The organism is Ectothiorhodospira marina, assembly GCF_900109495.1.
Lineage (GTDB): Bacteria > Pseudomonadota > Gammaproteobacteria > Ectothiorhodospirales > Ectothiorhodospiraceae > Ectothiorhodospira > Ectothiorhodospira marina.
Genome location: NZ_FOAA01000001.1, coordinates 334927 through 349073, shown reverse-complemented (window position 1 = coordinate 349073; position 14147 = coordinate 334927). Strand labels below are relative to the sequence as shown.

Annotated in this window: 14 protein-coding genes; 1 reads left to right on the top strand and 13 read right to left on the bottom strand. The window is 62.6% G+C overall.

The features are described 5' to 3' along the window. Positions 1 to 41: 41 nt before the first annotated feature. The 3 genes from BMY52_RS01620 to parS form a co-directional block, all read right to left on the bottom strand. On the bottom strand, positions 42 to 2252 hold the full coding sequence (locus tag BMY52_RS01620; RefSeq protein WP_090249993.1) for a PepSY domain-containing protein: 2211 nt from the start codon (positions 2250 to 2252) through the stop codon (positions 42 to 44). 278 nt (positions 2253 to 2530) lie between these two features. Continuing rightward, entirely contained in the window at positions 2531 to 2995 is a 465-nt protein-coding gene (locus BMY52_RS01615) for an RES family NAD+ phosphorylase (RefSeq protein ID WP_090249991.1), read from the bottom strand. Next, positions 2995 to 3552 carry a type II RES/Xre toxin-antitoxin system antitoxin gene (parS, locus tag BMY52_RS01610; RefSeq protein WP_090249988.1) on the bottom strand — a complete coding sequence of 186 codons (558 nt, stop codon included), beginning with the start codon at positions 3550 to 3552 and terminating at the stop codon, positions 2995 to 2997. The genes BMY52_RS01615 and parS overlap by 1 nt, the downstream gene beginning before the upstream one ends. A gap of 168 nt (positions 3553 to 3720) precedes the next feature. Between parS and BMY52_RS01605 the strand changes: the two genes are divergently transcribed. Further along, complete coding sequence (locus tag BMY52_RS01605; protein ID WP_090249986.1) at positions 3721 to 4473, top strand: MBL fold metallo-hydrolase; 753 nt, start codon at positions 3721 to 3723, stop codon at positions 4471 to 4473. 28 nt (positions 4474 to 4501) lie between these two features. Here BMY52_RS01605 and BMY52_RS01600 read toward each other — a convergent pair whose 3' ends face one another. From BMY52_RS01600 to BMY52_RS01555, 10 genes are all read right to left on the bottom strand, one after another. Next, positions 4502 to 5254: an RES family NAD+ phosphorylase gene (locus BMY52_RS01600; RefSeq protein WP_090249982.1), complete on the bottom strand. Its 753-nt coding sequence runs from the start codon at positions 5252 to 5254 to the stop codon at positions 4502 to 4504. Then, positions 5254 to 5625: an MbcA/ParS/Xre antitoxin family protein gene (locus BMY52_RS01595; protein ID WP_090249980.1), complete on the bottom strand. Its 372-nt coding sequence runs from the start codon at positions 5623 to 5625 to the stop codon at positions 5254 to 5256. The genes BMY52_RS01600 and BMY52_RS01595 overlap by 1 nt, the downstream gene beginning before the upstream one ends. A gap of 113 nt (positions 5626 to 5738) precedes the next feature. Further along, positions 5739 to 7376: an electron transfer flavoprotein-ubiquinone oxidoreductase gene (locus tag BMY52_RS01590; protein WP_090249977.1), complete on the bottom strand. Its 1638-nt coding sequence runs from the start codon at positions 7374 to 7376 to the stop codon at positions 5739 to 5741. 21 nt (positions 7377 to 7397) lie between these two features. Further along, a complete protein-coding gene (locus tag BMY52_RS01585) occupies positions 7398 to 8339 on the bottom strand; it encodes an electron transfer flavoprotein subunit alpha/FixB family protein (protein WP_090249975.1) in 942 nt (313 codons plus the stop codon). A gap of 1 nt (position 8340) precedes the next feature. Further along, on the bottom strand, positions 8341 to 9090 hold the full coding sequence (locus tag BMY52_RS01580; RefSeq protein ID WP_090249973.1) for an electron transfer flavoprotein subunit beta/FixA family protein: 750 nt from the start codon (positions 9088 to 9090) through the stop codon (positions 8341 to 8343). Between the two features lie 27 nt (positions 9091 to 9117). After that, a complete protein-coding gene (locus tag BMY52_RS01575) occupies positions 9118 to 9939 on the bottom strand; it encodes a universal stress protein (protein ID WP_177169798.1) in 822 nt (273 codons plus the stop codon). 35 nt (positions 9940 to 9974) lie between these two features. Further along, positions 9975 to 10811, bottom strand: coding sequence for an ABC transporter ATP-binding protein (locus tag BMY52_RS01570; protein WP_090249969.1), 837 nt, complete (start codon positions 10809 to 10811; stop codon positions 9975 to 9977). A 73-nt stretch (positions 10812 to 10884) separates the two neighbouring features. Continuing rightward, positions 10885 to 12132, bottom strand: a complete 1248-nt coding sequence (locus tag BMY52_RS01565) for an ABC transporter substrate-binding protein (protein ID WP_090249966.1) — start codon at positions 12130 to 12132, stop codon at positions 10885 to 10887. A 47-nt stretch (positions 12133 to 12179) separates the two neighbouring features. Then, positions 12180 to 13253, bottom strand: coding sequence for a branched-chain amino acid ABC transporter permease (locus BMY52_RS01560; protein WP_090249964.1), 1074 nt, complete (start codon positions 13251 to 13253; stop codon positions 12180 to 12182). 5 nt (positions 13254 to 13258) lie between these two features. Further along, a complete protein-coding gene (locus tag BMY52_RS01555; RefSeq protein ID WP_090249961.1) occupies positions 13259 to 14146 on the bottom strand; it encodes a branched-chain amino acid ABC transporter permease in 888 nt (295 codons plus the stop codon). Between the last annotated feature and the right edge of the window lies 1 nt (position 14147).

Below are 14147 nucleotides of genomic sequence, written 5' to 3'. Positions count from 1 at the left end.
TTAACTCCCCCGTACGGAAACTCACCTAATGCACCAGCCGCTCAGTCAATCAGGTCCATGCGCAGCTTCCCCCGGGCCTCCCACTGCTGCAGACGCCGGATTGCCTGGTCCTCATCAAGCCCCTCATGCGCTGCCAGGATCTCGGCCAGGGCTGCGCGCACGCCCTGCCCCAGGCTCCCCGCATTGCCGCACACATAGATCACCGCGTCACGCTCCAGGGCCCAGACCATCAACTCATCGGCGGCGGCATGCAGCCGGTCCTGTACATAGCCGCCCCCATCTGTATCCCGGGAAAAGGCCGTATCCAGCCGGTTCAGATACCCGGCCTCATGCCAGGCTTCCAGCTGCTGCCCATAGAAGAAATCCCCGGCCCGCTTGCGATTACCGAAGATCAGCCAGGTGGGGCCCGGGCGTCGCAGACAGGCCTGCTCGGCCATGAAGCCCATGAACGGGGCAATCCCGCAGCCGGCGGCCAGCATGATCATGGGCCGCTTGGCATCCTCGGGCGGATTGAAGTCCGGATGGGCGCGCAGGTGCCCCTCCAGCACATCCCCCTCCTTGAGCTGCCGGCACAGCAGTTCTGAGGCCTTGCCCAGACGCTGCGACCCGTCCGCCTGCCGATGGCTCACCAGGGCCACGGTCAGCAGGAGGGACCGGGGATCCTCCTGCGGCGTGCTGCCGATGGAATAGGGCCGCGCCGGCTCACCGGCACCGGGCCGCACCAGCAGCAGGTCCCCCGGCCGGAACGCCAGCGGCTCGGGACTTTCAAACCGCAGGCTCCAGACCTCGTGGGTATCCGGATCGGCGGGATCATTGAGCTGATGCCGCTCCCGCAAGGTCAGCCGGACCGACGGGTCCCCCTGCGGCGCGGCCACGTCCCCCAGCCCGATGTCCAGTTGGGCGGCCACCTGATCCAGCCAGCAGCGCCAGTCCGCCGCGGGATCGCCATCCACCTTCACCATGGGCAGGACCTCCTCCCCCCCGGCGGCCAGCAAGGCTTCACGCAGCTGCTCGCCGCCGCGACAGAAATGGCTATAGCTGCGATCCCCCAGCGCCAGGATGGAAAACCGGCAGCCCGCCAGGTCCGCTCCAGCCAGCGCCTTGAGGAAAGCCCGGGCCTGTTCGGGCACCTGCCCGTCTCCCGCGGTGGAGGTGATCAGGAACACCTGGCGGAATCCCTTCAACTCCGCCATGGACAGCCCCGCCACCGAGGCATGGAGTACCCGACCGCCGCCAGCCTGCAGGGCCTGGCGAGTCAGATCCGCCAGCTTCGCGGCCGTGCCGGTCTGACTGGCATGGGCCACCAGGATATCCGCACCCTCGTCCCCGCTGCGCTGGCGCCCCTGGCGGATGCGACGAGCCCAGGACCACAGCCCCGTGCCCATCAGCCCCACCAGGGCCAGCGAGGCCAGCAGATTGAGCATGCCAGACCAGGCGCCGGCCCAGGTCCCTTCATGCAGGGCCTTCACCAGGCCCGGAAAGTTTTCCTGCCGGATGACCCCATGGGGGCTCACCACGTGGACTGCCTCACCGACCGGATCGACACCCCATACGGCGGCGGCCGAGTTCTTGACCCGGGTCACCTCCCGCACCCCCGACAGGTCGCCCGTCACCATGACCGCTTCAATGGCAGGCGCCATGCCCATGCGGGGATCATCCGGATGCAGGCGGGGCAACTGCGGAGTCCCAATATGCAGGGACATCAAGATCCCGGTCACGGAAACCATCAGCACCAGCGGCAAAACCACCCAACCCCCCAGGGTATGCCATCCCACAAGGGTCCGGCGCAGCCGGGGCCATGCCAGGAAGGGGCCAACGATCATCACCAACACCATGAGATAGGTGGCAATCTCCACCACACTCTCGGCGCCCAGCAGAAGATCCTTGTGCAGGTGCTTGACGATATTAAAGAAATCACCCTGCTCACCGCGTTGTTCCAGCTGTTCTCCAGTGTCCAGGTCAAAGCTCCTGAACTGCGATCGGCCCTGCTCACGAAACTCCAGCATGACCACACCGCCCTCTTCCACCGCCACCGACCGAACCCGATGCCCGGGATCGACCTGATCCAGCAGCCGCACCAGGGTGGCGGCATCTGCCGGCGCCTCAGCCGCCTGTCCCGAGCGCAGGTCATCGAGAATGGGATCAAGAGACAGGATGGCCCCGGTGATGATGATCAGGGCAAAGAGGGGCAGCAGGATCAGGGTGAGCCAGCGATGCAGCCAGCCCAGTATCCGTCTGTAACGAGGGTTCATTGAGTGTGTCCTTGTTGGTTTCGTGTACTGGAGATGCCATGGGTGAGCCACCTTGGAACCCTTCGCGGCCGGGGGCCGCTCCCACGGGACCGCACGGTCACTGCCGGTGAGGAAGTCGGTCTGCCGCCGAAGGTATTCGCTGCATCTGTCTGCCACATACGCATCAGGGGACAATGCGTTGACACAACCAGTCATCTGTCTGCCCAAGGTGGGCTCTATCTGGAAGTCACCACAAGGGAAAGGGATGGATAAGGCCACGGGGCTGGCCTGAAAGGAGCCTAGCTTTTGAGCAGTCGCGTGTCGAAAAGGTAGGGTTCGGCGGCACCGACGGTGATTTTCGCGAAGTCCTCATGCCGCGGGTTGATAATGATGTTCCGCTCTTGCGGTACCACGGCGCTGGGGACGATCAGGATGGCGCTTGAACCGCGCTCAATCCACTCCGCCCCCACTTGCTGTAACTCACGGTCCTCGAAACGACTCCGCCAGTCCTCCGGCAGATCGGCCAGTGAGACCTCATCCATGGGGATAGGCTCGGGGATCTCGGCCCTGATACAGACGAAGTGGCTGCTGAAGTGGTTGGGGTTGATGTGTACCAGCGTCTCAAGCACCGCCGTTGAAAGGTTTTCGGAAGTATAGACCGCCAGCAGACCTTCCGGCACCCACCGGCTGCCCACCTTGCGATTTCCCATGCCCGAGAAGGCGGTTTTGGCGTGCCTGCTGGTCGTCAGCCGCCATACCTGCACTAGCTGTAGACCCCATGCTCGATCCGGGTCAGTACGCGCTCCACCATGTCGGTACCGGCCTCGGTATCGAGCAACATGAGCGGGACATCGCCCAGGGCCCGATTCCCGGACTTCAGCCAGTCCAGCGCCACTTCCTCGTCCTCAAAGACCTCATGGGCGCGCGCATAGACCTTGGCCAGCCGATACAGGCGATCCGACTCCACTGGATCCAGCAGTTTTTTTTCCTTTCGTCGGCGCTGCAGGGTGCGGTCGGAAATACCGATGATCGGCAGCAAGTAGTTCTCGGTGGTCTGCAGGCTCCTGGCCAGGTTCAGAACACTACTCACCGGAAGCCCTTTGCGTATCTCACTAACCGGTTTGTAATCTTTCTTCACACGACCATACAGCGCACGGGCCACCAGATCGGCAGGGTTCCCGCTGACCTCCGGCGTGCTCGGCAGAACACGGTGTACTTGCGTCTCCTCCCCCTGATGATAGGTTCTCACCAGGATGCTGGAGGCCTTGGAGCACTGTGCCACCCCGGCATCTTCTGTGTGCTTGATCTTTGCCGTGCTCATCTGCCACTCCCGTCACCTGTCGCCAATATAGCGACATCTGTCAAGACGCTCAACACCTATCGGTGGCGGGGCTGTGCGCGATCGAGAGCAGCACTTGACCCGAGCCCGTAGGCTCCCGCAACGTTGAGGCTGTCCGCTTGGCTTGTTCCCCATCACGAGGATTCTCGCATGCACTTCCGACAGCTCATTGAACCGGACTCTTCCACTTTTACCTACCTGCTGGCTTGCCCCGATACCGGGGTCACGGCCCTGATCGATCCCGTACTGGAAACCGTGGAAAGGGATCTGGAAGTGCTGCAGTCCATGGGGCTCACCCTGGATTTTGCGGTGGAAACGCATATCCACGCGGATCACATCACCGGGGCGCGGCGGCTCAAGCAGGCCACCGGCTGCCAGATCGCGGGACCGGCCCTGGACGAGATCCCCTGCCGCGATGTGGGACTGCGCGAGGGCGAGCCCTTCAAGCTGGGCAGCATCACCCTGAATCCTTTATTCACACCCGGACACACCGACACCCACCACGCCTACCTGCTGGATCATCACGGACTCAAGCTGCTGTTCTCGGGCGATGCCCTCTTGATCGAAAGCTGCGGACGTACCGACTTCCAGTCCGGCGACGCCCATGTGCTCTATCACAGCATCCAGGACAAGTTCTTCAGCCTGCCTGATGAAACCCTGGTCTACCCTGCTCACGATTATGAAGAACGGCGCATCACCACGGTCGGCCAGGAAAAACTGCGCAACCCCCGTCTGGGGAAAGGCCGCAGCGAGGCCGAGTTCGTGAAAATCATGCACGACATGGACCTGCCCTACCCCCGCAAGATCGACTTTGCGGTACCCGGCAACGAACAATGCGGCGCCTGCCCGGACAACGTGCCCGAAGAAATGCGGGGTCTGTGCGAGGCGAGTCGGCAGGGGTGAGTCGGTCATGGAGTGCAGCAGCCGACGGTCAGGGCGCAGGCATCGGCAGCTGTCCGTCGGCGGTGAATGTATCGATCCCAAAGCGGGTCACGGGCCCCTCCCCCAGTGACTTGAAAAGCACCTCGTGGGCAGTGAGTTCACAGAGCCATGGGGTCATTGCATCGGGCTGCTTTCGGGCAAAGGCCCAAGGCGTGAACAGTCCGATGCACGTGTCTTGGTCTGGGTCCCGCGCCGAACGATACTCAAAGGCCTCCACGCCCGCATCCCTCATGGCCGTCCCCAATGGCTGGGTGTGACTGTAGTCATGGGGATGCGTCAATGTATCGAGATGATCGTCGAAGGGGGGTGCCTGGAGGCGTATGCCCTGTCTCGTCCGATAGCCCACCGAGAACAGGGTATGTTCCGTGCAAATCCGCTCCTTGACTGGAGCGCCTTCCATGGAATGCCAGAAGATGAGGCGATAGTAGGCCGCTTCTGCGAGTGTGACGCTCGGGCCGCTACCGCCGTAGAAGATGCCACGCTCATGCACCCGGCCAAAGCGTGACCCCCAAGGGAGCGGCGGATAGCGAAACGGGGGCCTGAGCAGATAATGATACGCCTGGGCATGGTCCAGGCCAGGAGGCTTGGCTGCCTCCAGCATGGATTCCAGCAGGGCCTGTTCTTCCAGCGTGTCCACGTAGCCCAGGGTCGCCACCTGCTCCTGACTCTCCACCAGCCGGTAAAGGGTGCCGCGGATGGGGCCGACCTGGCGCGATCCTTCGCAGACCTCCCAAAGGTTCATCAGACCTTGCCTCGAATGGCATCAACGAACTGGAGTACGCTCATCAGGCCCTGGATGGTCTCGATCTGTTTGACAGGCATACCGCCGGTGACCTTATTGGGGCTGCGCATGAAGTGTCGCACCCACTCCTCGTCACCACCGGTGAGGGCGAACACGGCCCTGGCAAGACGGATCAGCAGCAGCGCCAACTCGCCCTGTTTGGATTGCGGGTCCAGTGTGGGATTCTGCTTGAGCCGGCTGATGGCGGTTCTGTGCACACCCAGTACCGCCGCCAGTTCGGCCTGATTAAGGCCCAGTTGCCTGGCGGCCTTCAGCACAGCCTTGGCCAGCACGACTTCAGGGCTGGGTGCGGTGCGTGGCAACGCGGTCATGAGATGCCCCTATAAGTGTATATTGCACTTATAGCATAGGATTTGTCGTTTTTTCACTTTATCATGCCCCCCCCCATGACCGCCACCCTCTCCACCTTTACCCAACTCCCGATTCACATGCCTGGATAGTTGGGTCCATCTCCACCCTGGGGTACTACCCAGTCGATATTCTGACCCGGGTCCTTGATGTCGCAGGTCTTGCAGTGCACGCAGTTCTGGGCGTTGATCTGCAGGCGTAATGCGTTGGCATCGCCGGTTTCCACGTATTCATATACACCTGCGGGGCAGTAGCGGGCTTCGGGTCCCTCGTAAACCGGGAGATTCAGCAGAGCAGGTCGCTGCAGATCTCTCAGCTTGAGGTGCACGGGCTGGCCCTCTTCGTGATGCGTATTGGACAGGAAAACCGAGGACAGGCGATCAAAGGTAATGTTCCCATCCGGACGGGGATAATCGATGGGTTGGCAGTCCCTGGCCGGACGGAGGCGCTCGTGGTCAGCCTGATGACGCAAGGTCCAAGGAGCGCGGCCCCGGAATACATAGGTATCCACTGCGGCGTGGGCCAGCCCGGCCCAGAAACCCCAGCGAAAACCGGGACGGATGTTACGGGCCCGGTGGAGTTCCTGGATGACCCAGGTATTGTCGAGGCGTCTACGGAAATCACTGGCCTCGATACCCTCGGCTGCTGACGAGGTCAGAAGATTGAAGACGCTCTCTGCCGCAGTGATGCCACTCTTCATGGCATTGTCACTGCCCTTGATGCGCGGCACATCGAGAAAGCCCGCCGTGTCCCCCACCAGCAGACCGCCGGGGAAGCTGAGTTTCGGCAGGCCCTGCAGGCCCCCCTCCACCAGCGCCCGGGCGCCGTAGGCGATGCGTTTGCCGCCTTCGAACACGGGCCGGATGGCCGGATGGGTCTTGAAGCGCTGCATTTCCTCGAACGGGCTCAGGTAGGGATTTTCGTAGTCCAGCCCCACGATGAAGCCCACCGCTACCCGATTGTCCTCCAGATGGTAAAGAAACCCGCCGCCATAGGTGTGGGTATCCAGGGGCCAGCCCACGGAGTGGATCACCTGACCAGGCCGGTGCCGGGTCGGGTCCACTTCCCAGACTTCCTTGATGCCCAGTCCGTAGGTCTGTGGTCCCACCCCTTCGCGCAGACGGAAGCGGTCGATGAGCGTCTTGGTCAGAGACCCATGGCAGCCCTCGCAGAACAGCGTCTGGCGGGCATGGAGTTCCACGCCGGGCTCGAAGCGCGGGCCCTCGCTGCCATCCGGGTTGCGGCCCATGTCCGCGGTGGCCACGCCCTTGACCGCCCCCTGCTCGTCATGGAGCACCTCGGCTGCCGGAAATCCGGGCAGCACTTCCACGCCCAGAGCCTCGGCCTGTTCCGCCAGCCAGCGACAGAGATTACCCAGGCTGATAATGTAATTGCCCTGGTTGTGCATCTGTGGTGGCGTGGGCAGTCGCAGGGCACGGCCCTGGGTCAGCAGCAGGAATTGGTCCTCGCTGACGGCGGTGTTCAGGGGGGCGCCCCGTTCTCGCCAGTCCGGCAGCAGTTCATCCAGGGCCCGGGGCGCGAACACCGCGCCCGAGAGGATATGGGCACCCACCTCGGAGCCCTTTTCCAGCACACAGACTGACAGATCCTGTCCTGCCTGCTCGGCCTGCTGACGCAGACGGATGGCCGCCGCCAGCCCGGCCGGACCGGCACCAACGATGACCACGTCGAATTCCATGCTCTCACGTTCCACAGGGCACCTCCGGCGTTGGGTTCAGGATTTGAGGGTGCGAAGCCCGTCCCGCAGGGCGGGCAGCACCTCGAACAGGTCACCCACCAGGGCGTAGTCGGCCATCTGGACCATGGGGGCCTCCTCGTCAAGGTTGATGGCCACGACCACCTTGCTGTCCTTCATGCCGGCCCAGTGCTGGATGGCTCCGGAGATTCCAACGGCGATGTACAGCTCGGGCGCAACCACCTTGCCGGTCTGCCCCACCTGGTAGTCGTTGGGCACGAACCCGGCATCCACGGCCGCACGGGAGGCGCCGATGGCAGCATTGAGTTCGTCGGCCAGGGACTCCAGCAGCTGGAAGCCCTCGGCACTGCCAACACCGCGCCCACCGGAAACCACCACCCTGGCGGCGCCCAGTTCGGGGCGTTCCGACTCGGTGAGCGATTCCTCCACAAAGCGTGACAGCCCCGGGTCCTGGGCCGCCGGCACCGTCTCGATCGACGCCGAGCCGCCCTCGCCCACCGGGTCAAAGGCCGTGGGACGTACCGTGATGACCCTGATCGGATCCTCGCAGATCACCCGCGCCATGACATTGCCGGCATAGATGGGCCGCTCGAAGGTGGTCGGCCCCTCGATCCCGGTGATGTCCGACACCTGGGCCACATCCAGACGGGCCGCCACCCGGGGCATGAAGTCCTTGCCCTGGGTGGTGGCCGCGGCCAGTACTGCCGAGTAGTCAGAGGCCAGCGAGATGACCAGCTCAGCCAGGGGTTCGGCCAGCTGGTAAGCATAGGTCGGGTCGTCACAGAGCAGTACACGGCTCACACCCTCCAGTGCCGCCGCCGCTTCACCCACGGCCTGGCAGTCCTGCCCGGCCACCAGGACATCCACGGCATCACCCAGGGCAAGCGCAGCACTCACCGTCCTGCGGGTGACATCGGCCAGATGTCGATGATCATGTTCCGCCACTACCAGCACTGTCATGTCAGATCACCTGTGCTTCGTTCTTGAGCTTGTCCAGCAATTCCCCCACATCGGCGACGCGCACACCCGGCTTGCGCGCGGGCGGCTCGGCGACACTGACCATCCGTATGCCACTGCGGGTATCCACCCCGAGGCTGTCCAGGGGACGACGATCCAGGGGTTTTTTCTTTGCCTTCATGATGTTAGGGAGCTTGATATAGCGAGGCTCGTTGAGCCTCAAATCGGTACTCACCACCGCGGGTAGCTTCAGAGCCACGATGCGGGTGCCTCCATCCACTTCCCGGGTGACGATCACCTCGCCGTCGCCCATCTCCAGGCGACAGGCGAAGGTGCCCTGCCCCCAACCCAGGCGAGCGGCGAGCATCTGCGCCGTCTGGTTACAATCATCATCAATGGCCTGCTTCCCCATCAGCACAAGATCCGGGGATTCCTCTCCCACCACCGCAGCCAGGGCACGACTGATCACCACCGGCGCCAGGCTTTCCTCCGTCTCCAGCAGCAATGCCCGGTCGGCACCAAATGCCAGGGCCGTGCGCAGCGTGTCCTGGGAGGCAGCCGGGCCGATACTGACCGCCACCACCTCGGTGGCCACTCCAGCCTCGCGAAGCCGCACCGCTTCTTCCATGGCAATTTCGTCGAAGGGGTTCATGGACATCTTCAGGTTAGCAATGTCAACATCGCTGCCATCGGAGCGTGGGCGCACCCGAACGGTGTAATCCACCACGCGCTTGACCGGTACGAGTACCTTCATGGGCCACTCCTTAATTGGATTGATATGTCAGACGTTGCCGTTTTCGTCGGGGCGCAGCACCAGCACCGGCGAGCGGGCTGAATGCACCACCTCGCGGGCGAAGCTGCCCATGATCACTCGCTGCAGGCCCGTACGCCCGTGGGTCGTCATGGCGATCACTGCCCCCTGGATCAGTGCCGAATACTCCACCACGGCCCTGGCAACATCCTTGCCGTGGAGCACGTCCCAGTTGGCCTGCACACCGAATTTTTCCGGCATGTGATCTGCCATACGGCGCAGGTAGACCCATTCCCCCGAGTCCGCTCCGGGGCCGCCGTGACCAAAGCTTGGTTTGAGCACCTGGATCAGCCGCACATCCGCTCCAATGGAGCGGGCAAAGGCCACCGCTGGCGGCAACACAGCCTCGGAAAGCGTGGATCCATCCAGGCAAATCAGCACCGTCCGGATTGGCCCCGTCCACTCCTCGGAAAGATCCGGACCGGCCAGCAAGACCGGACGACGCGACTGACGCAGCACATTCCCTGCGACACTGCCCACCACGGCTTCCCCGACGGCCCCGCGCGCATGCGTCGACATGACCAGTGGGCTGTCCGGCTCAGCGCTCATCGCCTGCATCAGCCCGTCGTTCACCGAACCATGGACGACGACTTCCACTTGAGCGTCATTGAGTCCTCGGGCGGCCAAGATACTCTGTAACAAGGCCTTGCGTTCGGTGCTGTTCTCCTCACGGGGCACCACCGAAACCAGGCGGACGCGTGCCCCCAGCTGACCGGCCAGGGACAGACCGGGCTTGAGGGCAGCCTGGGAACGAGCGGAAGAATCCAAAGGGATGGTAACAGTGGCGGACATGGCACACTCCTTGATAACAGCGATCGAGTCCGGCATCAGGCAAGCCAGCGCTTGCGCCGCCGGTAATGTTTGACGTTCAGGTAGTCCACTTTGCCGGACCCACCCAGGTAGAACTCCTGTACGTCGGGGTTCTCCCGCATGACGGCGGCATCGGCACTCATCACGACGTGGCCGTTTTCCAGGAGGTAGGCATAATCCACTACCGCCAGGGCGGCCGCGGCGTTCTGCTCCACCAGCAGCACGCTGACCCCCTGCTCCTTATTGATCTCACGGATAATCTCGAAGATCTCCTGCACCAGCAGCGGCGAGAGACCGAGACTGGGCTCGTCCAGCATGATCAATTCAGGCTCCGTCATCAGGGCGCGGCCGATGGCAAGCATCTGCTGCTCACCGCCCGACAGGTAACCGGCCTTGCTCCGTGCCCGTTCCTTGAGACGGGGAAAATAATTGAATACCTGTTCCTTGATCTCCTGATAGCGCTGTCGACTGCCGCGAGTGGCGTAGGCGGCCAGCAGGTTATCCTCCGGTGAGAGGTGCTCGAAGATGCGTCGTCCTTCAAGCACGTGCACCAGGCCGCTGGCAACCCGCTTGGGCGGCGACAACGGCAGAATGTCCTTGCCCTGGAAAGTGAGCGCGCCGCGGGTGACCAGGCCACGCTCCGGGGCCAGCAGACCACTGATGGACTTCAGAGTGGTGCTCTTGCCGGCTCCATTGCTACCCAAAAGGGCGATCATCTGCCCTCGGTGGATCTTCAGTGAGACACCCTTGATAGCTAGGAAGACCCGGTCATAGATCACTTCCACATTGGCCAGTTCGAGCAGAGGCTGGCCGGTGTCGGCGACCGGCGCGATTTGACTGGCAGTATTCTGCATGGGATTACCCCTTTCCTGTCATGGATACCCTTTGGGCCGCTGGGGCTTTCACCCGCCCCAGCGGCATGTGGGTTCAGCGACCTTCACGGAAGCCAGCAGCGTCCTTCTCGATCTCTTCCCAGACGATGTCCTGGTGGGCTGAGTACCAGTCGGTCAGCGGTTCCCAGGCCTCGCCATTCCAGGCGGAAACGCGGCCGTACCCTCCCCCTTGATGATCATCAGCGGTGATGGTGATGGGCGGCATCATGCCCCTGGCATCGAAGTTCTCGATCATGCGGAAACCGTCACGCAGTTTCTCACCAGTCAGCGGGGCCCCGAACTCCTGCATGGCCAGCCGGGCAGCCTCCACAGCCACTGCCATGGTGGCGACACCGATGTTGTAATAGGTGGTACCCACGTTGCTGGCAGAACCCTGACCGTGGCCCGGTTCGATCACGTGTTCCATGATGTCCTGGATGACTGCGTGATCGGTGCCCGTGCCTACAGCCTCGAAGCGCTTGACGCCTTTCAAGTGGTTACCGCCTACGTTGCGCGCATCGGTTTCCGCCAGCCATACCACCGAAAGGATGTTCTCCTGGCGGATACCGTTGCGGATGGCTTCACGTACTGACACCTGCTGGCCACCACCGGCGCCCCAGATAATCACGTGATCAGGCCGATAACGGCGTACATCGGACCAGGTAGCCGACTGCTCCGTGCCGGGGCTAGGATAGGCAAAGGCGCGCAGGTCAAAACCCTTTTTCTCTGCCAGATCCTTCAGTATCGGCATGGGCTCGCGACCAAAGGGAGAATCGATGTGTACCAGCGCGATCCGCTTGCCTTCCAGTCCCCCCTGGTGCTGATCGATGTAGTCTGCCAGGACCGTGGACTGGGACCAGTAGGTCGCCATCATAGGGAAGATGAAGGGAAACGTTTCCCCCTCACTCGCGTCACCACGACCGTGCAGAGCCGTGATCATGACCACTTCATCATCCAGTACACGATTGACCGCCGCACGGGAAACGGGAGTACTAAAAAAATCAACCAGAACCGCACCTTCACGACGGGCGCGATTATAGGCCTCGAGCCCGCGCTGAGGTTCGTTGGCCGTATCGCGCACGATGGTTTCGATCATGTGGCCCTCAACGCCACCGGTCTCGTTCACGAACCGCAGATAGTCACGCTGGCCCTGGTGATACTCGTTCGTCACAAAGGTGTAGACAGCAGTAAAGTCCTGCAGCAATGCGAACTTGATGGGCTCCTTCTCGGCCTGGGCGGCACCGCCCAGACCCAGGGCCGCGGCTCCGGCCACGCTGGCCAGCCATCGGGTGAATGGTTTCATGACACACACTCCTCCAAGTTTTATATGCCCTCCCCTGCGGGGAGATGTTAGCTTTGGGTATGACGGAATGGCCAAACCACAAAATACTTGCGCAGGTTGTCGTAGATCTTGGCCAGTCCCAGGGGCTCATACAGCAACACACCGATGATCAATGCCCCGTAGACCATCAGCGGAATGTGAGCGATCAGATTGAACGAGATGGGCATCCACTCATAACTGGCCACGAAGGCCAGCACATTGGTCAGCACGATGGGTAGCAGGAGCACGAAACCAGCTCCCAGGTAGGCACCGATGACACTACCCAGCCCCCCCACCAGCACCATGGCCACCAACTGAATGGAGACATTGAAACCGAACTGCTCGGGCGTGACCGCCTGGTAGTAGCAGAAGGCCAGGATGGCGCCGGTGACACCGCCCAGGAAGGAGGCGGCAAAAAAGGCCAACAGCTTGTATTTCACCGGATCCACCCCAATCACCGCAGCGGCGAAGTCCTTGTCCCGCACCGCCACCAGCGCCCGACCAAAGCTGGTGCGCTTGATGTTGAGCAGCAGCAGGGTCACCACCACGGTCCACAGCAGCGCCATGTAGTAGAGTGAGGCATCACTCTGCAGGGGCACGAACAGAAAGGTGACATCGGGGGTGCTCAGGGTGGCCTGGGCGCCCCCGGAGATGGCGGGCACATTGATGATCACCCACTCCACCAGATACTGCATGGCGAGAGTGGCCATCACCAGATAGAGCCCCTTCACCCGTAGCGCCGCGGCCCCGAAGATCACGCCGATGAAGGCCGACATCAGGCCCGCCCCCAGCAGGGCGAACTCGAAGGGGACACCGGCGCGCGTGAGATGGATACTGGTATAGGCGCCGATGGCCAGCACGGCGGCAAAGCCGAAGTGCAGTTGCCCCGCCATACCCATCAACAGGGTCAGCGACAGGGCGGCCGCGGTCCAGATCAGCCATGGCAGCATGTAACTGGTGAGATAGAGATCGGACAGGAAGAACGGTGCCAGCAGTGCCAGGGCCACCAGTACCTGCATGATGCGGCGGTCAGCGGTCACCGGCCACAGGGCCCGCGACGAGGCATAGCGCGTATGTTTGATTCCAGACAGTCGATAGAACATGGCGCTCAGACCCTCTCGATATCTTCACGGCCGAAGATGCCGTGGGGGCGGAAAATGATGGTCAACAGAATGATCAGGGAGGTCACCACGTCACGCGTGCCGCCCCCCACCAGTGGATCCACGAACCCGGGAATGACGCTGCCGAGGATGCCGACGATCAGCCCCGCCACGAACACGCCGTAGATGCTGTCCAGTCCCCCGAGGATGACCACCGCCACCGCCGGGAAGAGCAAGGCGGTCAGGGTCCAGTCCACCCCCTGCACGGACCCCCACATGGCGCCCGCGGCCACGGCCGAGATACCCGCCAACCCCCAGGAGATGGCCACAGCCCGTTCCACCGAGATGCCCACCGACCAACTTGAGATGTGATCGTCGGATACCGCCCGCAGTTTGGTACCGATGCGGGTACGGAAGAACAGCAGGGCACCCGCTACCATGAGACCGCCAATGATGCCGCCCACCAGATATTCACGGTTGATGAACACATCGCCGATGATGATGGGCATCATGTCCAGACCCAGATCCAGGCTCTTGGGTGAGGCCCCCAGCAGGCCCGGACCGAGGCCCCGCAGCAGGCTTTCCAGACCCAGGGTGAGCATGACCACCATGATGGTGGGCTGTCCTACCATCTTGCGCAGGAGCAGACGCTCGGTGACCATGCCGAACAGGAACATACTCACGACGGCCAGAAGGATGGCAAATACGATCGGCACGCCCATAAGGTGGGCAAACATCCAGATGAGGTAGGCGGCGATCATCACCATGGCCCCCTGGGCCAGATTGGGGACTCCGGAAGACTTGTAAATCAGCACGATACCCAGGGCGACCAAGCTGTACATCAAGCCGGTCAGAGCGCCATTGATCATCAATTCGAGCAGAAACTGTATATCCACT